This window comes from Streptomyces sp. UF-297, from assembly GCF_058245575.1.
Window position 1 is genome coordinate 85,245 of record NZ_JBSIBZ010000007.1, and the last position, 17,302, is coordinate 102,546.

19 protein-coding genes are annotated in these 17,302 nt (G+C 70.2%); 10 read left to right on the forward strand and 9 right to left on the reverse strand.

Annotated elements, in window-relative coordinates; genetic code table 11:
* Positions 1-165 precede the first annotated feature (165 nt).
* Together AC4IJH_RS06695 and AC4IJH_RS06700 are read left to right on the forward strand one after the other, a co-directional pair.
* Positions 166-708 (forward strand): hypothetical protein, encoded by a 543-nt coding sequence (locus AC4IJH_RS06695; RefSeq protein WP_490850598.1) that lies wholly within the window; start codon positions 166-168, stop codon positions 706-708.
* Positions 709-1,311: 603 nt separating this feature from the next.
* A complete protein-coding gene (locus AC4IJH_RS06700; protein ID WP_490850599.1) occupies positions 1,312-2,094 on the forward strand; it encodes an acyl carrier protein in 783 nt (260 codons plus the stop codon).
* Positions 2,095-2,185: 91 nt separating this feature from the next.
* On the opposite strand, the gene AC4IJH_RS06705 is transcribed toward AC4IJH_RS06700, so the two are convergent.
* The 3 genes from AC4IJH_RS06705 to AC4IJH_RS06715 all read right to left on the reverse strand — a co-directional run bounded on the left by AC4IJH_RS06705 (position 2,186) and on the right by AC4IJH_RS06715 (position 3,593).
* Positions 2,186-2,323, reverse strand: a complete 138-nt coding sequence (locus AC4IJH_RS06705; RefSeq protein WP_490850600.1) for a hypothetical protein — start codon at positions 2,321-2,323, stop codon at positions 2,186-2,188.
* A gap of 213 nt (positions 2,324-2,536) precedes the next feature.
* Positions 2,537-2,857 carry a branched-chain amino acid transporter permease gene (locus tag AC4IJH_RS06710; protein WP_490850601.1) on the reverse strand — a complete coding sequence of 107 codons (321 nt, stop codon included), beginning with the start codon at positions 2,855-2,857 and terminating at the stop codon, positions 2,537-2,539.
* Positions 2,850-3,593, reverse strand: a complete 744-nt coding sequence (locus AC4IJH_RS06715) for an AzlC family ABC transporter permease (protein ID WP_490850602.1) — start codon at positions 3,591-3,593, stop codon at positions 2,850-2,852. Before AC4IJH_RS06715 ends, AC4IJH_RS06710 begins: the two co-directional genes overlap by 8 nt.
* A gap of 81 nt (positions 3,594-3,674) precedes the next feature.
* Between AC4IJH_RS06715 and AC4IJH_RS06720 the strand changes: the two genes are divergently transcribed.
* The gene (locus AC4IJH_RS06720; RefSeq protein ID WP_490850603.1) at positions 3,675-4,115 is read left to right on the forward strand and encodes an Lrp/AsnC family transcriptional regulator; all 441 of its coding nucleotides are present in this window, start codon (positions 3,675-3,677) and stop codon (positions 4,113-4,115) included.
* A 509-nt stretch (positions 4,116-4,624) separates the two neighbouring features.
* Positions 4,625-5,140 (forward strand): prepilin peptidase, encoded by a 516-nt coding sequence (locus tag AC4IJH_RS06725; protein ID WP_490850604.1) that lies wholly within the window; start codon positions 4,625-4,627, stop codon positions 5,138-5,140.
* On the opposite strand, the gene AC4IJH_RS06730 is transcribed toward AC4IJH_RS06725, so the two are convergent.
* The 4 genes from AC4IJH_RS06730 to AC4IJH_RS06745 all read right to left on the reverse strand — a co-directional run bounded on the left by AC4IJH_RS06730 (position 5,112) and on the right by AC4IJH_RS06745 (position 8,180).
* On the reverse strand, positions 5,112-5,513 hold the full coding sequence (locus tag AC4IJH_RS06730) for a hypothetical protein (protein ID WP_490850605.1): 402 nt from the start codon (positions 5,511-5,513) through the stop codon (positions 5,112-5,114). The genes AC4IJH_RS06725 and AC4IJH_RS06730 overlap by 29 nt on opposite strands.
* Positions 5,510-6,283 carry an SDR family oxidoreductase gene (locus tag AC4IJH_RS06735; RefSeq protein ID WP_490850606.1) on the reverse strand — a complete coding sequence of 258 codons (774 nt, stop codon included), beginning with the start codon at positions 6,281-6,283 and terminating at the stop codon, positions 5,510-5,512. The genes AC4IJH_RS06730 and AC4IJH_RS06735 overlap by 4 nt, the downstream gene beginning before the upstream one ends.
* Positions 6,284-6,839: 556 nt before the next feature.
* On the reverse strand, positions 6,840-7,313 hold the full coding sequence (locus tag AC4IJH_RS06740; protein ID WP_490850607.1) for a GDSL-type esterase/lipase family protein: 474 nt from the start codon (positions 7,311-7,313) through the stop codon (positions 6,840-6,842).
* 258 nt (positions 7,314-7,571) lie between these two features.
* Complete coding sequence (locus tag AC4IJH_RS06745; protein WP_490850608.1) at positions 7,572-8,180, reverse strand: aromatic-ring hydroxylase C-terminal domain-containing protein; 609 nt, start codon at positions 8,178-8,180, stop codon at positions 7,572-7,574.
* Here AC4IJH_RS06745 and AC4IJH_RS06750 point away from each other — a divergent pair.
* On the forward strand, positions 8,179-9,087 hold the full coding sequence (locus tag AC4IJH_RS06750) for a hypothetical protein (protein WP_490850609.1): 909 nt from the start codon (positions 8,179-8,181) through the stop codon (positions 9,085-9,087). The genes AC4IJH_RS06745 and AC4IJH_RS06750 overlap by 2 nt on opposite strands.
* Before the next feature lie 474 nt (positions 9,088-9,561).
* On the opposite strand, the gene AC4IJH_RS06755 is transcribed toward AC4IJH_RS06750, so the two are convergent.
* Positions 9,562-10,233: a TetR/AcrR family transcriptional regulator gene (locus tag AC4IJH_RS06755; RefSeq protein ID WP_490850610.1), complete on the reverse strand. Its 672-nt coding sequence runs from the start codon at positions 10,231-10,233 to the stop codon at positions 9,562-9,564.
* 151 nt (positions 10,234-10,384) lie between these two features.
* Here AC4IJH_RS06755 and AC4IJH_RS06760 point away from each other — a divergent pair, with 151 nt between their 5' ends.
* The 5 genes from AC4IJH_RS06760 (at position 10,385) to AC4IJH_RS06780 (ending at position 16,424) form a co-directional block, all read left to right on the forward strand.
* Positions 10,385-11,311 (forward strand): NADP-dependent oxidoreductase, encoded by a 927-nt coding sequence (locus tag AC4IJH_RS06760; RefSeq protein WP_490850611.1) that lies wholly within the window; start codon positions 10,385-10,387, stop codon positions 11,309-11,311.
* Between the two features lie 632 nt (positions 11,312-11,943).
* Positions 11,944-12,486 (forward strand): hypothetical protein, encoded by a 543-nt coding sequence (locus AC4IJH_RS06765; RefSeq protein WP_490850612.1) that lies wholly within the window; start codon positions 11,944-11,946, stop codon positions 12,484-12,486.
* A 753-nt stretch (positions 12,487-13,239) separates the two neighbouring features.
* Positions 13,240-14,610: a TolB family protein gene (locus AC4IJH_RS06770; RefSeq protein WP_490850613.1), complete on the forward strand. Its 1,371-nt coding sequence runs from the start codon at positions 13,240-13,242 to the stop codon at positions 14,608-14,610.
* 140 nt (positions 14,611-14,750) lie between these two features.
* Positions 14,751-14,930, forward strand: coding sequence for a hypothetical protein (locus AC4IJH_RS06775; protein ID WP_490850614.1), 180 nt, complete (start codon positions 14,751-14,753; stop codon positions 14,928-14,930).
* A 354-nt stretch (positions 14,931-15,284) separates the two neighbouring features.
* Positions 15,285-16,424: a methyltransferase domain-containing protein gene (locus AC4IJH_RS06780; protein WP_490850615.1), complete on the forward strand. Its 1,140-nt coding sequence runs from the start codon at positions 15,285-15,287 to the stop codon at positions 16,422-16,424.
* Between the two features lie 235 nt (positions 16,425-16,659).
* Here the strand turns inward: AC4IJH_RS06780 and AC4IJH_RS06785 are convergent, their stop codons facing one another.
* Positions 16,660-17,247, reverse strand: coding sequence for a TetR/AcrR family transcriptional regulator (locus AC4IJH_RS06785; protein ID WP_490850616.1), 588 nt, complete (start codon positions 17,245-17,247; stop codon positions 16,660-16,662).
* Positions 17,248-17,302: the final 55 nt, after the last annotated feature.

Below are 17,302 nucleotides of genomic sequence, written 5' to 3' on the forward strand. Positions count from 1 at the left end.
GACATGTGCCATTCCCGATCTGAGGCACTACAGGGCGAACGTTGGCTGATGCGACACTAGAGACTCCCAACGCCTCGCACGCAAGGGGTTGTTGTGCGGGGCTGGTGTTGTCGACTTGGCGGCACTGCAATGGTGGTGTCAGTGGTGCCTACTACCGTCGGCGGTATGACCGAACCTGACGGGACGTACGACCCGACCCGGCACCCCGACCTCCTCAGATGGCTGGGTGAGCGCCAGGGCGCCCACGACAGATGGGCCGCACAGACCTCCTTCGCGGGCGTGCTGGACTTCACCCCGGCCTCCTTGGGAATCCTGGACGATCTGATCCGGGAAACCGCGAACAGCATGGAAAAGGTCACCGACCAGCGCATGAGCCCCTTCATCCAGGGCGCGATCTGGTACGTGGGAGAGGTGTTCTGCCGCCACCAGCAGATGGTGTGGAAGTACATCCCCGACATCATCAGCGGGAAGATCGAGCCGTTCTTCGACCCCGCAGGAGAAGGCCCCCTCGATCACCCCTGCGTCGGCGTCGCCGGTGACCCGGAAAGCTACCTGTACCCGCTGAACATGCTCCGCGGGATCCTCCTCACTGAGGACGAGGTGGGCAACCCGGTCGCACGAACGCTGCCGTCGATCTTCGCCAACCCCTTCGACGAGGACGACGAAGAAGACGGCGAGGAGCTGGACCCGACCGGCGGTTGGGGATGACCCCGGCCCGCACTCCGATGCCACCCGCCCTCGCCGGGGCCCGGCCCTGGTCTCGCCCGCCCTCGTCGACCTGTTCGGGCTCGTGCTGCCGGGCCTGGCCTGGATGGAGCTCGCCGGGTGGAATGCCGCCCAACCCGATCCGAGGGGATGGGCTGCAGCCGCAGGTAGACCAGAGTGACCAGCACCCGGTCGACGAAGACAAGCCGGTGCTCCGGTCCAGCGCCAGCCGCACGCCGACGGTTGCGGCCTCGCCGTTCCCCCAGAACCGACTCGTACCGCGCCGTCCAGAGACCAGCCAGCTCCTTGAGCAGATCGCCAAGATGCGCACGACCAAGGCCGCAGAAGGCAGGATGAGACAGGGCCGGGCAGGCCGAGAAGGACGCCGCGGCGTGCAGTGCGTGCACCGCAGCGGCGGCCTCCCCCAATCGGGGGTGAGGGCGAAGTCGTGGCCGGTGCTCCACAGGTGCCGGATGGCGTCGGGGGCCTCGCCGCAGGCGCGGGCCAGGGCGGCGGCGGTGGGCCAGGTGGGCATGCGTTCCCCGGCCAGGATGTGGCTGACGTAGGAGGGGGGACGTCGGCGGCATCGGCCAGTTCCCGTACGGGGTGCGGGAATCCCTGCGAAGACTCGCCACCGAGGCGGGACTCAACTCCTACGAGATTCCACGGGATGTCCTTATCGAGAGCGAGCCGTTCAGTCAGGAGAACGGGCTGCTCTCCGGAGTGCGCAAGCCGTTGCGACCGGCCCTGACGAAGCGTTACGGCGAGCGTCTCGAAGCGCTGTACACCGAGTTGTCCGACCGCGCAGCCGACGAATTGCTGGCACTGCGTCAGGCCGGCACCGGCCAGCCCGTACCGGCGACCGTGCTCCGGGCTGCGCAGGCGCTTCTTGGGCAGGAAGACGGTAACGTGGATCCGGGCTCACGTTTCCTCGAACTCGGCGGTGACAGCCTCACGGCGCTGTCGTTCTCCCAGTTACTGAAGGAGATCTTCCACGTCGACATCCCTGTCGACGTGGTCATCAACCCGGTCCGGACCTACAACGTGGTCAACCCGCACGAGGACGGCATCTCACTCGACACGTTCGTCGACTGGCTGAGGACAGCCGGACACCCGCTGACACGTGTTCAGGATTACGCCGAGTGGCTCGACCGCTTCGAGACCGCCCTGCGGAGCCTGCCCCAGCGCCAGAAACAGCATTCGCTGCTCCCCCTGCTGCACGCTTTTGCCGAGCCGGAGAAGCCGCTCCCCGGATCTGCCCTGCCGGCGGACCGCTTCCGCGCGGCGGTACGGGCCGCAGCCCTCGACGAGGAGAACGACATCCCTCGTCTGTCACCGGACCTGATCACCAAGTACGTGGCTGATCTCCGGATGCAGCGCCTGCTATGACGTAGCCGATGCACGCTGCGGAATCCATCATCGCCGGCCTGCGCGGTGGGGCCGGTGGCCTTGCCGACGACTCACATTCCCGGGACGTCCGTCAGGTCTTCTCAGCGGTGTCGATCAGGACGGAGCCGCCGTCGACACGTACGACGGCGGCGACTTCGAGCACGCGGTCGTCGGCGTCCAGGCCGGTGGCCTCGACGTCCAGGACGCAGGCGGCGTCAGGCCGGAGCATCCGGTGGGCCCAGCGCAGCCCCACCAGCGTGGCAGTCCGGTGGGCACGGGGTGCGACCGCAGTAACCCCGCGGCCCACGAGGCCTTTATCGGGAGCGGAGCCCGGTGTTCTCCAGACCGCCACGCGACCGATCTCACGATCGCTGCGTTCCTCACGCGGGCCCGCTGCGCGCCGATCCTCCCCGGCCTCAAGACAGGGGGTCCCCCGGGGGAATCACGCGAAGAAGGTGCTGACCAGGGTGACGTGAACGGCGGTGCCGCCCAGCACGCTCAGGACCGCGTTGCGTCGCCACAGGTGCAGGGCGAGGGTCGCCGCCAGGGCCAGCCCGGTGGGCGCGACGTCGGGCAGCGCCAGTTCGCGCAGGGTGTAGAAGGTGAGGATGACCATCACGCCGACCGGCATGTGGCTGCTGAGGTAGTGGACGGCGGAGCTGGCCCGCAGCGGGGCCAGGGCGGCGAACGGCACGGCGCGCAGCGTCCAGGTGATGGCCGTGCAGAGGGCTATGGCCGCGATCAGATAGGGGGTGTCAGGCACGGGTCGGCTTCCTCTTCGCGAGTATGTGGCGGGCCAGGAGCCCGGCGGTGAACAGGCCCAGGGCGGCCAGCAGCATCTGTCCGGGCACCAGCACGCGGGCGATCAGCGCGCACATCAGAGCCAGGACGGCGGTGGGGATGTCGCGGCGGACCCTGTAGGCGTCGACGGCCAGGACGACGAACAGGGCGGTGAGCGCGAAGTCCAGGCCGTGCAGCCGGGCCGGCAGCAGAGCGGCGAACAGCGCGCCGGCGGTGCCGCCGGCGACCCAGTAGACCTGGCACAGCGCCTGCAGCCACACGATCCGCCTGCCGTTCCAGGACTGCGCCGCCTCGCCGGTGGTCAGGGCGTATGCCTCATCCGTCAGCGCGAAGGTGCTGTACGCCTTGCCCATACGGCTCTTGACCTGCCCCAGGGGGAAGGACAGCGCGTAGAAGACGTGCCGGAAGTTGACCAGGAACGCTGTCAGGGCCACCTGCGCGAGCGGAGTGGCGGCAGCGACGAGACCGACAAGGAGGAACTCCAGCGATCCGGCGTAGACCAGAGCGGTGATGGTGGTGGCCCACCACCAGGCCAGGCCCGTCTGCGCGACGAGCACGCCCAGGGCGAGGCCCAGGGGGAAGAGGGCCAGGCCCACGGAGCTGGAGTGCTTCAGGGTGGCCCGGAAGTCGGACGGGGAGCGGGTGGGGGCGACGGGTGGGGTGGAGATGTCTACGGTTCCGAGCCGTGTCGCGTTCATGAACGTAATCGTAGGTCTCTTCGCACGTAATATGGTTTCTACTTATTCCCTATATCCCGGATCTTGAGCAATGGAATGCCGATGGACAGCGTTGACCGCGACATTTTGTTCCACCTGCGTCAGGACGGGCGTCTGACGAACGTCGAGCTGGCCAAGCGGGTCGGCCTCACCCCGCCGCCGTGCCTACGGCGGGTCAAGCGCCTGGAAGACGCGGGCATCATCACCGGATACCGGGCACGCATCGACCCCACAGCCGCCGGGCGGGGCTTCGAAGTGATGGTCGCCGTGGAGATCAGCGTCAACGACCTGCAGACCGTGGAAGAGTTGGAGACCGCGATCGCGTCGTACGACGAGGTCCTCGAATTCCACCGGCTCTTCGGCCGGCCCGACTACCTCATCCGGGTCGCAGTCGAGGACCCGGCTACCTTCGAAGTCTTCCTCACCAGCAAACTCATGGGACTTCGGGCCGTCGCACGCGTCGACTCCCACCTGATCATGAAGAAGATCAAGACCGACGACTGACGCCCCCTCCCCCGCGGCACGGTACGAAGACACGGCTGCCGGACACCGCACCTCCGGCCGCAGCGGGAAACGTAAGAACGGCGAACTACCGTCACCCGCACACCGGGCAGTCAGTCACCCCTGGAGTCGCGGTAGGGAACGCGTACTGACCGCCGTCGCGGCCGCGTTCGGGGCGGGCGCGGGGCTGTTCGTACCGCAGGCCGTGTACCGCCTGGCGGTCACCGCGGGGCGGCCGTGGCGATCCGCCTGCCCCCAGGGCCATTCCCTGGCGGGCGCGGCGAGGGGCTGGATCGGGCTCGCGCGCTGTCCGACGGCTGCCGGGCGGTGCGCCGGGTCCCCGTCGCCGCCCGGCGCTTGCCGTCCCTACGGGCCCGGGCGGATCGCTGCTCCGCTCGGCACCGCTGCGGTGTGCGCCGCGTTGGCCGCGGCGGTCGGAATGCGTCCGGAGCTGGATGGGTGGCTGCTGCTCACCCCCCTTCGCGGTCGTCCTCGCGAGGGAAGACCACGCCGTGCAGCATCTGCCCGATGTGCTGACGCTCCCGACAGCCGGCGCCGGGGTGGCACTGCTCGGCATCGCCGCGCTGTTGCCCGGGCACCGCGGGACCTGGCACACAGCGGTACGGGGATCGCTCGCCGCGCTCTTCCTCCTCCACTTCCTGATCCATCCCGCCAGTACGGGATTCGGAGACGGCAAAATGGCGCTCGCCGTCGGAGCGGCTCTGGGGTGGTACGGCTGGGCCGTCCTGCTCACCAGCACCTTCGCGAGATTCCTCTTCGGCACGCAGCACGCAATCACGAGGACCCTGCTGCGCCGAGCGGATCGGAAATCGGCCCTGCCCTGCGGACCGTCTCTAGTGCTCGGCGCACTGACCGGACTGCTCCTGGGAGGGGTCGGCCCTCCCCGAGTGTTCGTGAACAAACTGATGGTCCAGGGGTGCTCTGACGTGCCTTGTGACGCTGCTCCTCAAGATCACGGCGTGGCCACGCTGTACCGCGTCAACTCCCCCGCCGGGTCCGGCCGGTGAGCACCAGCAGCACCAGCGGGATCACGACCGCCGCCGTCAATGCGGTCAGCAGCGGCATGCGTTGACCGGGCGTGAGGTGATGCAGCAGCCGAATGTGGATCACCAGATGCGGCAGGGCGAAGGCGAGGTACACCGCGAGGCCGGTGCGGATCATGGTCTGTCGCATGGTGACGGCGCCGACGCCGAGGACCACGGAGGTGGCCAGGCTCATGGCGCCGTAGTCCATCATCAGATGGGCGTTGTACGGCATCCGCATGCCCACCCAGGGGATGTCGAAGAATGAGCGCGGGGACAGCAGCGCCCAGCATCCGACGATGAACTGTGCCGCCGTCAAGAAGACCAGACCGGCGCGAAGCTGGCTGCGTACGCTCATACGAGCCGTCCCGGGACCGGGCCGATAACCGCCAGGTACCGCTTGAAAGTGATCCGGCCGGCGGCGTACTCGGGAGCGGGTTGGGCCCCTTGCCGGCAGGCGCGGACGGCGGCGCCGGGCGTCGGCACCGGGCGGCGCCGACCGAGTGCTCTCGCCCAGGCCCGTGCCAGGTCGGTGGCGGTACGTACCCCGGGCCCGTCCATGTCGCCCGCCGGGCCTTGCGGTTGCGCACCGGCAAGGGAGGTGAGGCGGTCGGCCACTTCGCCGATGTCGACGGGCTGGAAGCTGCCCCGGGCGGGCATCAGGAGCGCGGGCAGCCGTCGCTGGAAGGGTCTCGTCCAGGCGACCAAGTCGCGGAACCGAGTGGCGCGTTGGACCGTCCACCGCAGTCCCGAATCCCGCAGGAGCCGTTCGGACTTTGGCTTTGCGCGGTGGTGGGGCAGGCTCACCCGGTCGACGCCGACGACGGAGGCGTACATCGGATGTGGGCGGCCAGTACGCAAGGTCCCCGCCATGAGGCTGCGAGTGGCGCTCACATCCGTGTGGTCGTTGCGGGTGGCGCAGTGGATGACGGTGCTGGTTGCGGTGACGGCCTCGTCCAGGCCGTCCCCGGTCAGCAGGTCGCCGACCGCCCAGTCGAGCCCTGCTGTCTTGGCGGGCCGTGGGCTGCGGCTCAGCAGGCGGACGGCGTATCCGGCGGACACGAGTCGGCTGATCGGCGCAGTGCCGAGTCTGCCGGTATCGCCGGTCACCAGGATCGGGTTCGTCACGGGTTGCGACCTCCGTGGGGTGCGGACCCGGCGTTGCCGGGTCCCGCGTAGCTGTCAGGTTCACCCGCTACGACGGGACAGCCACTCCCGGATGTGACATCCGGGCCTCGAACGCCGACCCGTCGCGGCTGGCAACGATGCGCAGGCCACTGCCCCGGCCGCCGCGTCCGCCACCAGCGCGCCGATCAGGACGGTGCCGACCAGCCGAGACCGGCGGACCCGCCATTCACCTCCGACACCGAGGCCGGGTCGGCATGCGTGCTCGCGTGCCTTGTGCTCGGCCCGCTCGGGGCACAGCGGCGTCACGGCGGACGTTGCCCAGTGCCTCCTGTACGGACTGTGTGTGGTGGCGGCCGAAGCGCTGGAACACCGGGCCGGCTGGCCCGTGTTCGCGACGATCGCGCAGCTCGGTCGTGGCGATCGGGACCTTCCCGTCGCAGGTGTGGTGGTCCTCGGGCCGGCTGTCTTGCCAACGCGCCGCCCGGCCCGGGGCATCGGCGGGCCGAGTGGCGAAGCTCTCGCGATCACCGGTGTCGCGGGCGATCGCGAGACAGAGTCACGCGACCAGGCTCAGCCAGGCCGCCGCGAGTGCGGCGTGGCCGGCCGGCGTCGGGTGTACGCCGTCGGCGGACCAGTGCTCCGGTCCGGTCAGCGCGGCGAGTTCGGCGAACATGCTGTCCGCGGTGAGCAGGTGCGCGCCGTACTGGCGGGCGAGTTCGCGCACGGCCTGGATCTTCGGGTCCAGGTCGGCCCGCCACTTCTTCCGGACCTCGACGTCGATGTGCGCGTGTCCGTGTCCGGCCTCGATGCTGCCGCTGATGGGCAGGAGGAACGGCTCGATGAGGATCAGTTCCGTGCCTGCTTTCGCCAGGGGCGCGAGCAGGCGGTCGTAGCCTGCCGCGAAGTCCTCCGCGGGGATCACGTAGCCGTCCGGGTCGAGGGTGTGCCAGCCCATGTCGTTGGCACCGACGAGGATCGACACCACGTCCGGGGCGCGCGTCGAGCACGTCCGCCTGCCACCGGGCCTCAAGGTCCATCACCTTGTGGCCCCCGATGGCGGAGTTCAGCCAGGTCACGGGCCGGTCCGGGTGCCGGAAGCCCCATTCGCCCGCAATGCGCAGCGGATAGCCGAACCCGAGGCCGTCTTCGCTCTCCAGCCGCTGGCTGTCGGTGATGGAATCGCCGGTGAACATCACCGTGGTTCCCGGGCGGAGGGTGATCGTCATGTGTGCTCCTTGTGAGGTGGGGTGAGGAGAGAGAAGGTCCGTCAGGGAAGAGGGGCGGCGGCTCAGATTGCCGCATGGCCGAACCACTGGTCGGCGGCCCGCTCAAACGCTTTCCGGTCGACGTCGCGCGCGCCCGCCCAGGCGACGATGCCGTCCGGCCGGATGAGCACGGCGCCCAGACCGAGGTCGTTCTGCGCCGTCCCGGCCGCGTAGCGCAGTCGGCTCGGCCGGTTCGTCGCCGCATCGCGCAGGCGGCGGTCGGGGCTGAAATCGAGCGCGACGCCTCGTCCGTCCTGCAGCAGCTCGCCGAGGCGAGTGCCGTCTTCGAGGCGGAGGTCAGGGGCGTTGCGGCCGACCAGCGGCTGCTCGCTGCCGAGGTCGTAGCGGAGCGACGATCCCGCCACCTTCTCGTACACGTGGGTCGTTCCGTCACGGGTCCCGAGCAGGTCGCGCATCACTGCCTGGAGCGCCTGGCCGTGGGGGTCCGGCCGCATCACCGCCGCCTGGGCGCGCGTCCAGTCGAGCACCCCGGCGCCGATCGGGTGCCGCTCGCGGGTGTAGGTGTCGAGCAGCCCGTCCGGCGCGTACCCGTACGAGGTCGAGGTGTCGCCGACGGTCTTCCAGCGGCTGGTCGACGGACCCGACGTGTGGCCGGCCGGGATGGCCCACATGGTTCGCGCCCAATTCGCCGAAAACGACGGCGACTTCGACCAGGTCCGCACCGACGTGCGCGCCGCGCTGGACCGCTTCGCCCGAGCGGGCGACCGCTGGGGCCTGGCCAAGGCACTGCCCCTGCACGCGCTGGTGCGGCAGTACGACGGCGATCTCGACGGCGCGCTGGCCGACCTCAGCGAGGCCAAACGACTGGCCCGCGAGTTCGGATCGCTCAGCCTCAGCGACGAGATCTTCGTCGACCTGCGCCTGATCGATCTGCACGTACGACTCGATGAGACCGCGCGGGCGGCTGAGACGATCGCCGTGGCCCGGGAGCGCGTGCTGCGCTCGGCGTCGCCCGAGATGGCCGTTCTGCTCGACGCACGGGAAGCCACTCTGCGGATGCGCACCGGCCATCTGGCCCAAGCCCGCGAGCTGGTCGAGTCGATCGAGGCCGGGCTGTCCGAACGGGCCCTGTTCGGAGGTGACCAGGGGCAGGCACTGATCGGCGCGATGCGGGGCACACTCAGTCTCGAACTCGGCGACGGGCCGGGCGCCGGACAGGCACTGGGCCGGGCGTACACGGCGGCGGTCGCCAGCGGGGACATGCCGATCGTGGCAACGGTGGCGGTGACCGTGGCCGGCCTCGCCGCGCTGCACGGGCAGAACCGCGACGTCGCTGTCCTGCTCGGCGCGGCCGCCCGTCTGCACGGCGCCCACGACCGCACCGATCCGCAGGTCCGCACGCTGAGCAGCCACAGCCGGACCGCGCTCGGCGACGAGCGCTTCACCAAGGCGTACGAAACCGGCTGGCAGCTGGACACACCGGCGGCCCTGGCCCGCACCGATCCGGCGCGCCTGCGCTGCGCGTCGCCACCCGCATCATCTCCCGGGGCGGACAGCGCTCAGACGCTGCGGCCGTAAGCCCGCAGTACGAGCGGCACGAAGACCACCAGCCGCGTCCGCAAGCCCCTCCAGGGATCCGCCGGTTTCATAAGGCTCGTAAGGCCGCCGGGTCCTGTGGCCTGCACTGACTCTCGCTTCATAGGCGGTGGTTACGAAACGTAGGGCGGCCGGTGAGCGGCTGCCTCACCATGCGTAAGACCCGGGTTGTTCTGGCGGCACAACCGCGCGAGCCAAGGGCGCTGTACCGCGCGGCGGTTGCCGGACCGGCACCGCAGAGACACGCGGAGGGTCGATTTCGTCGCGCTGCTCATCATCAATACCGTCAGGCATGCGGCGTGCTGGGCGCACTGGTTGCCGCTCCCCTGCGGCCGTCGCCAACTACCGCGGCACTGACTTCGTTGATTTCCAGGCGACGGCTGTGCGGTGGCGGGGTCTGGGGAACATCCACGTCAGGGGCGCGTGCCTCCGGGCGGACGCTGCCGGTCAACCGGCTCAGTGGGGTGGTGTGTAGAGGTCGTCAAGGCGGAGTGGCGCGGGCTGGGGCAGGGGCGTGCTCTCCGTCGGGCGGCAGGACTGGAGGAAGTAGGCGAGCAGGCGGCGGGATGCGGCCATGGAGGCCGCCGGGGACTCTCGCACGACGCCGTTGTTGGCCAGGAGCAGGAGGGTGACGTCGCTGGGGTCGAAGTCCTTGCGCAGCTGTCCGGTGTCCTTCGCACGCTGTACCAGCCGGGCGAGACCTGCCTCGGCGCGGGCACGTTCACGATGGACGTCGGGCGCGTCGGGAAATCGGGAGAGGAACGCGGCGCTGAACCCGCGGTCCTGGGCCTGCATCGTGCACACCTTGGTGAGGACGTTGCGAAGTCCGTGCCAGGGATCGTCGTCCTGAAGAGCCTCGTCGAGGGCTGCGACGCACTGGCTGAGTTGTTCGGAGAACGCGGCGGCGATCAGCGAGTCGCGTGTCGGGAAGTGCCGGTAGAGGGTGGCGGCACCCACGCCCGCCCTGCGGGCGATTGCGCTGGAAGGTACGTCGGTGCCGTTGAGGGCGTATGCCTCGCGGGCGGCCTGCAGGAGCCGGGCGCGGTTGTGCCGGGCGTCGGCTCTCTGCCGCGGGACAGGGGTGTCGGAGGCGGAGGAGGGCGGGTTCCGAGACAGTTGAGCAGGCATGTCTCTCACTTAACCACAAATGGAAGGGGTCGTTCGTTTAGCGGATTAGCGTGGCCTGGTGCCGCGGTGCCTCGCGGTCGGCTCTCTGCCGCAGAGGTGAGCGGCTGCGAGTTCTCCTGCCGAACGGCGTGCGTGTGTACGGAGGTTGTCCGTGTTTGCTGTGCAGTACCACCGCTATGGCGGTTCCGAGGTCCTTGGCGTCGAGGAGGTCGAAGAGCCGCACGCCGGGCCGGGTCAGGTCCGCATCGCGGTGCGTGCCACCGGCGTCACCCCTGCTGACTGGTACCTGCGCTCAGGGATGCTGCGGGACATCGTCACCGTGGACTTCCCCCATATACCCGGCATGGATGCCGCGGGAATCGTCGACGAGGTGGGAGAGGGGGTGACCGGCACCGCCGTGGGCGATGCGGTCTTCGGCCTCGTCCCCTTCGTGGATCAGGGAGGCGCCGCGGCCCAGTACGCCGTGCTGGAGGCGTGGGCGCCCAAGCCTCAGTCATGGTCGTTCGAGGAAGCGGGCGGCGCCGCGGGCAATATCGACACAGCCACACGTGTACTGGACGCACTGGAAGCCGCCGAAGGCATGACCTTGTTGATCGATGGTGCCGCCGGAGGCGTCGGCACCATCGCCGCGCAACTCGCCCGGGCCCGCGGCCTCACCGTGATCGGCACCGCGAGCAAGGGCAACCACGGCTTCCTCGACCAGCTCGGCGTCGTACCGGTCACCTACGGGGCGGGGCTGGCCGATCGCCTTGCCCCACTGGCTCCGCTCGGTGTCGATGTGGCTCTGGACGCGGCTGGTAAGGGCTCACTTGCCGAACTGGTGGCCATCGTCGGCGACCCGCACCGCGTGGTGACCATCGCGGACTTCGATGCCGGCCGACACGGAGTGCGGTACTCCCGCTCCGAAGCGGGAGAGTCGCCGGGCTGGGCAGGGCTACCGCTGGCGGCCGGCCTCGCCGACCACGGCCGCCTCACCGTCCCGCTGCACGCCGTCTTCCCGCTGAAGGAAGCCGCCACAGCCCATGACGTCAGCGCCACCGGCCATGCGCGCGGCAAGATCGTCATCACCGTGCCCTGACACGGCAGACGCTTCGGCCCGCACTCAGCGGCCCTCAGCAGGGCGGCTACAGCTGCGGTGGCCTTCGCCGGCGCGCCCCGGGCCGGACCGCACGCGGCGCTGGCCACCACGGCCGCACCGACCCGAACTGCCATAGCCCGCACTACCGGTGCCCGCCTTCGGCCACTGACCGGTACCCGCCGTCGGCCGCTGATTCGCCGTCAGCGGCTCCCCTGTCGCGCAGGGGCCGCACACCGCCGGGCAGGTCCGGCAGAGACCGGCCCAGCTACCGCACGCTCGTCAGCTGGACCGCGACGCCCTCCCCGCGCTCTTCCGGCGCACCGGCCCGGCCACGGATCGCAGGAGCGGCACGGCGGTCGGCGGTCGGCGGCACGGCGGTCGGCGGTCGGCGGTCGGCGGTCGGCGCAGCGGAATCCGGCAATGGTCCCGGCCGACAGGTCGGACGATCTTCACCATGGACACCCGCCGACGACCGGCGCGAGCACCCCGCCCGCCCCGCACACCAGACCCGTGACCCGCGTACTTCATAGTGCACAGGTCTCATTGCTCGCTCCGGCTTCCGGGACGCGGTTCGCTTCGCATGCCCGAAACACCGCCGAAAAGGTCTGGACCAGCGGGTAGGGTCGCACGTCATGAGCACAACACCGTCCGGCATACGCCGCGTTAGTCTCCGCGCCGCCCTCACACTGGGAGCGGCCTTCACCGCCGCCTGCACCACAGCCAGCGGGCCGGGCACGGACGTACACCAGGCACACACCGCCGGCGCCTCGTACGCCCGCAAGCTCATCGACAACCGCCCTACCGCCAAAAACGCACCCGACCTCGACCGGCTCACCCTCGACTGCGCCGACGAGGCCGACCAGCGCGAGGACCTGGGCGAGCCGGAGTACCGGCGGGAATGGATAGAAGGGTGCGAGGGACAGGCAGTCGAGGCACAGAAGGAGGTGGGCTTCAGGGTTATGGACGCGCTGGTCGAGGAGCAGCAGGAGCTCAACTCGCACCTTGTCGGCAAGATCGCAGACGCCGACTGCCCCCGGCTGGCCAAGCCCGGATACCACCATGTCGACCAGCGAGCGAGTGAGCGGCAGCGCAAGGCGTGGATCGATGGGTGCCTCTCCCGTGTGGCCGACCTGCAGCGGGAAGTGACCGACACCGATAAGGGTGGCAGCCGGTGAACGCCCCCCGCCGGATCACCTCGCGCCGCCTCACTGCCGTCGTGGTCCTAGCCGCCGTGTTCGCGTCCGGCTGGTTCCTCGGCCAGCCCCTGAAGCCTCAGGGATGCGAATGGGACGAGTTGCTCGCCCGCTTCGGGACACCCCGGTACAGCGACCGCCTTGAGGCCACGGCGGTTACCGGGTGCGGCGAGCGCCCGCGGATCCGGGCCTGGTTCGAGGGCGACTGGCGCTGAACGCGAACCGGCCCGAGCACGGCATCGCCCACTTCAAGAACTGGCGCGTGCTCGGCAAGGTCCGCACCGGTCCGACGTGGGCGACCGCCCTGGTCAGGCCCCTGCTCGTCCTCACGAACCGCGAAGTTTCCCGGTGACCGACGGTCTTCACCGAAGTCATCCGCCCACGACCAGCACGAGCATCCCGAACCCCGCTCACACCAGACCCGTGACCAGCAACTTCACGATGCACGACCCGGGCACCGTCATCTCAGAGGACCGGCTGTGGCTCTCGGAGCGCCCCGTGGCCTCTGGCCCACGCACGATCTGCGTGGGCCAGAGGCCACGGGCGCTTCGTCCGATGCCGTCACACCACGGGGCAGGTACGGCAGCGAACGGAGGCTCCTCTCGGCCCCGGCCCGTGCGGCAGGTCTCCCGCCCCCCATCCGCATGGCGGCATGGCTGATTCCTGCGTTGACCGGTGGGTGTGCGGGGGATTGGCTTGCCCCGCCCGGCACGGCTCGTCGAACAGGGGGGAACCATGCGTCCTTCGCGCCTCACAGTCGCCCTGACGGCCGTGGCGGGGGCCTGCGCCCTCACACTTCCCCCGGCCACCTCGGCCCTGGCGAATCCCAGCGCGAATCCGAGCGCGGACATTCCGAGAGCGGACATCCGGCGGGTCAGCGTCGCCTCCGACGGCGCCCAGGCCGACGCGCGTTCCTTCGACGGGGCTCTCAGCGCCGACGGGCGGACCGTCGTCTTTTACAGCGAGGCGCGCAATCTGCTGCCCGGGGCGGCCGGTGACCCCGGCCTGCAGCTGTACGCGAAGGACCTGCGCACCGGACGGGTCGACCTGGTCAGCGCCAACCCGGACGGCACGCCGGGCTACCAGCCCGGCTATACCAATGAGGTGAGCGCGAATGGTCGGTTCGTCGTCTTCGACTCGCCTTCCCGAACCCTCGATCCGCGCGATGCCAACCCCGGCATGGACATCTTCGTCCGCGACCGGTGGAAGGGCACCACCGAGCTGATCACCCGTCAGCCCGCAGGCGCGCCCAAGAGCGACAACTTCTTGCCGTCCCTCAGCGCCAACGGCCGCTATATCGCCTTCACTTCGACACGCGAGGACCTCGTACCCCAGGACACCAACAAGATGGCGGACGTCTTCGTCCACGACCGGCGCCGGGGCACCACGCGGCTCGTCAGCGTCGCCAGCGACGGCACCCAGGGCACGGCGGCTTCGTCGGACGCGGCCATCAGCGACGACGGGCGCCGGGTCGCGTTCGTCACCGCGGCCCGGAACCTGTTCCCCTGGCCGTCCGGCGCGCGAGCGCAGACCCCACCGCCCGAGACCCGCCGTCCACGGCCGCCCTACCGCTCGCTCGGCGTCCACGACCTGCGCACCGGGCGGACCGTGGCGGGCGCGGTCAACCCGGCCGGAATACCGGCCGAGGTCTCGTACGACATAGACCTCTCCCCCGACGGCCGGTACGTCCTCTTCAGCTCCAACCACGCCATGGTGCCCGGCGACAGCACCAAGTGGTGGAGTTTCTACGGCCATGATCTGCGCACGGGCCGCTACCTGCGGCTGGGCTCCCTGCCGGACGGCACCCAGCCGACCGGGACGGTACACGGCGAGGGTCTCAGCGCGGACAACCGGACCGCCTACTTCACCGCCAACGCGTCCAATTTCGTCCCCGACGACACCAACGACACCTTCGCACGCGACCTGGCCGGCGGAAAGGTGACCCGCCTGAGTACGAAGCCCGACGGCAGCGAACTCGCCGAGCCGTCGTACGGAGCGACGGTCGACCGCACCGGGCGCCTGGTGGCCTTCAACAGTGACAGCCCCGAACTGGTGCCGGGCGACACCAACGGCGTGCGGGACGTCTTCGTGCGGCGCCAGCGCTGACACGCGCACGGCCCCAGACCCGGCGGCCCAGCCGGCGTGCTTCTCCGTCCGAGCGGCTGAACTCCCGCTCAAGAGCCACGGTCTCCTCGTGTCGCTGGCGGCACAACTTCGCGAGTCAAGGGCCTTGTACCGTGCAGCGGTTGCCGGACCGACACCGCAGAGGCACCGTAAGGGTTGATCTCGCTGCGCTGCTCATCATCGCGGCACCCGCTCTCGCAGCTTCCGTACGGAGTGTCGTTCCCCTGCTGGCCCAGCTCGCCACTCTCTACTACGCCCACCAATGGCTGCCCTGGACGGGGGCCCCGGGCCGCTGGCGGTGATGCCCGCTCTGGTGGTGATCGAAACGATCGGCGGACTCGCACTGAAGGTCAACGACACTAGCCGAAACGCCAGTTGCTCGATCACGGTCGACTCTACGTGCTTGCTCAGCACCCTGCCGGGGCGTCGCCGACGGGCCGCTGCGAGGCATCGCGTGACCGCCGCCTACCGGGCCCCGGCGGGCTGCGCCATGATGAGGCGTCCGCAGCAGCGTGAGGGAGGCGAGGAGCATGGGCAAGCACGAGAAGCCGCCCGCCGATCCCGGCACGGGCAAGCCCCCTCCCGGCAACAGCGACGGGAAAGTTCCCGAGCCGCCGCCCAGCGGCGGCAAACACAAGAAGGGGTAGCACAAGCGCGTGCCCCCTTTCGTTGACCTGCAGCAGCGCGTGGCGAGCGTCATGGAGGAGCGCGGGGCCTGGCCCGAGCGCTCCGGATGGATTCGCCGCGCCATAGAGGACCTGCCCCGCCACCGCTTCGCCCCCGCCCGGCTCTGGCACTGGGACGGCCACGCCTACCTGCCCCTGGACCAGGAGTTGGACGCGCAGCGGTGGGCGGCCGAGGTGTATGCCGACCCCGATGTGGCAGCGGTCACCCAGGTCACCGGCGGCCTGCCCACCTCGAGTCTGTCGTGCACCGCCATCGTCGTCGACATGCTGGACTCGCTCCTGCCCGAGAAGGGGCACCGCGTCCTGGAGTTGGGGACGGGGACGGGCTGGAACGCGGCCCTGCTCACCTGGCGTTCCGGGCCGGGCTGTGTCACCAGCGTGGAGGTCGATCCGCACCTTGCCGCCGCCGCGCGCCGCCGCCTTGCTGCCGCCGGCTACGCGGCGAGTGTCGTCGTCGGCGACGGTACGGCAGGCTGGGCGGCCGCCGCCCCCTATGACCGGCTCATCTCCACCTACGCCGTCGACCGCATCCCGTGGGCGTGGGTGGCACAGGTGCGTCCCGGCGGGCGGATCGTCACCCCCTGGGGGCAGCTGGGGCATGTGGCGCTCACCGTCGCCGACGACGGTGCCTCGGCCAGCGGATGGGTGCAGGGCCTGGCCCAGTTCATGCCCGCCCGTGGCAGCGCCCGCCCCCGCGCCGACTTCCCGCAGGTACGCGGCAGCGGGGCCAGCGACAGCGAGCGGCCCTTCCCGCGCGATCTGGAACCGCTCACCGGCGTCCACCTGCGCTTCGCGCTGCGCGTGGCCCTGCCCGAGGTGCAGATCACCACCGCGCGGGACGCCGACGGCCTCAACGCCTGGATCCACGACGGCGACCGCTCCTGGGCCACGCTCTCCGCCCTCGGCGACGGCAAGACCGTCGCCGACCAGGGCGGGGCCCGCCGCCTGGCCGACGAACTCGAAGTGGCCTGGGACGCCTGGAGCGCGATGGGCAGCCCGGACGTGTACGACTACGGCATGACCGTCACCGACCACGGCGCCACCCAGTACATCTGGGCCAACGCCCCCCTCACGGGCCCCCGTTGGCCCCTGCCCGCCCACCAGCCCTAACCGGCCCCAGACGCCGGCAGGCGTCCTGCGGATCGTCCCCGGCAGCCGCCCGGACATCGAACCCGAGGCGCCAGTCCAGCTCGCCGGGGCACACGCTGCTGGTCACGACAGGCAAGCCGAAGCTCCTCACCCACGACGGCGTGAACCACCTGCCCGAGCAGATGAAAGCCGCAACCAAGCGTTCAGCGACTCGTAGCAGCCCGACCTGCTCCTGCCCTGCCCTGGGAACAGTTCCTCACGCAGGTCGAGCAGGGGAAGTGGCCGCCCAGGCCGCCTCGATCATGTGGAAGATCTCGTCCACCGCGGCCTGCGGATCGGCCGCCTCGCGGGCCAGCGAATAGGCGTCGATCACGAACCTCGCGATCGCCCGGCAGGCCGTGGTGGCCCGGGACAGGCCGAGATCGGCAGCGATGGCCGTCGCCAGGGACTCCGCATGACGCAGCCTCATCGACTCCTCGTACTCCCGCAGGGCCGGTGATGCGTCGATCATGCGCCAGATGGGGGCGGCGCCGTCCGCCGTGCAGTGCCGCACCAGGGCGTGGATCTCGCGGTGCAGCGCGGGGATGAGCGGCTCGTGCGGTGCCCGGCCGGTGGCCGCCTGCGTGAGGCGTTGCTCGAAGTTGTCGTCCTGCTCGAACACCAGGGCCTCTTTCGAGGCGAAGTGGGAGAAGAGCGTGGTGACGGCCACGTCGGCCTCCGCGGCCACGTCACGGATGCCCACCGCTTCGTACCCGCGTTCCAGGAAGAGCCGCAGGGCGGTGTCGGCGATCTTCTGGCGGGTCGCGGCCTTCTTGCGTTCACGGCGTCCGGGCGGCTCGGTCATGCCCTGACACTACCAAATACAAATCCGCAACCGTTTCGAAACGCTAACCGTTAGT

Excerpts from the sequence above, each read along its gene's own strand:
- AC4IJH_RS06730 (WP_490850605.1), bottom strand. The coding sequence starts at position 5,513 with ATGAGCGTACGCAGCCAGCTTCGCGCCGGTCTGGTCTTCTTGACGGCG.
- AC4IJH_RS06765 (WP_490850612.1), top strand. The coding sequence starts at position 11,944 with ATGAGCACAACACCGTCCGGCATACGCCGCGTTAGTCTCCGCGCCGCC.
- AC4IJH_RS06715 (WP_490850602.1), bottom strand. The coding sequence starts at position 3,593 with ATGAACGCGACACGGCTCGGAACCGTAGACATCTCCACCCCACCCGTC.
- AC4IJH_RS06770 (WP_490850613.1), top strand. The coding sequence starts at position 13,240 with ATGCGTCCTTCGCGCCTCACAGTCGCCCTGACGGCCGTGGCGGGGGCC.
- AC4IJH_RS06785 (WP_490850616.1), bottom strand. The coding sequence starts at position 17,247 with ATGACCGAGCCGCCCGGACGCCGTGAACGCAAGAAGGCCGCGACCCGC.
- AC4IJH_RS06750 (WP_490850609.1), top strand. The coding sequence starts at position 8,179 with ATGGTTCGCGCCCAATTCGCCGAAAACGACGGCGACTTCGACCAGGTC.
- AC4IJH_RS06720 (WP_490850603.1), top strand. The coding sequence starts at position 3,675 with ATGGACAGCGTTGACCGCGACATTTTGTTCCACCTGCGTCAGGACGGG.
- AC4IJH_RS06695 (WP_490850598.1), top strand. The coding sequence starts at position 166 with ATGACCGAACCTGACGGGACGTACGACCCGACCCGGCACCCCGACCTC.
- AC4IJH_RS06705 (WP_490850600.1), bottom strand. The coding sequence starts at position 2,323 with ATGCTCCGGCCTGACGCCGCCTGCGTCCTGGACGTCGAGGCCACCGGC.
- AC4IJH_RS06745 (WP_490850608.1), bottom strand. The coding sequence starts at position 8,180 with ATGTGGGCCATCCCGGCCGGCCACACGTCGGGTCCGTCGACCAGCCGC.
- AC4IJH_RS06755 (WP_490850610.1), bottom strand. The coding sequence starts at position 10,233 with ATGCCTGCTCAACTGTCTCGGAACCCGCCCTCCTCCGCCTCCGACACC.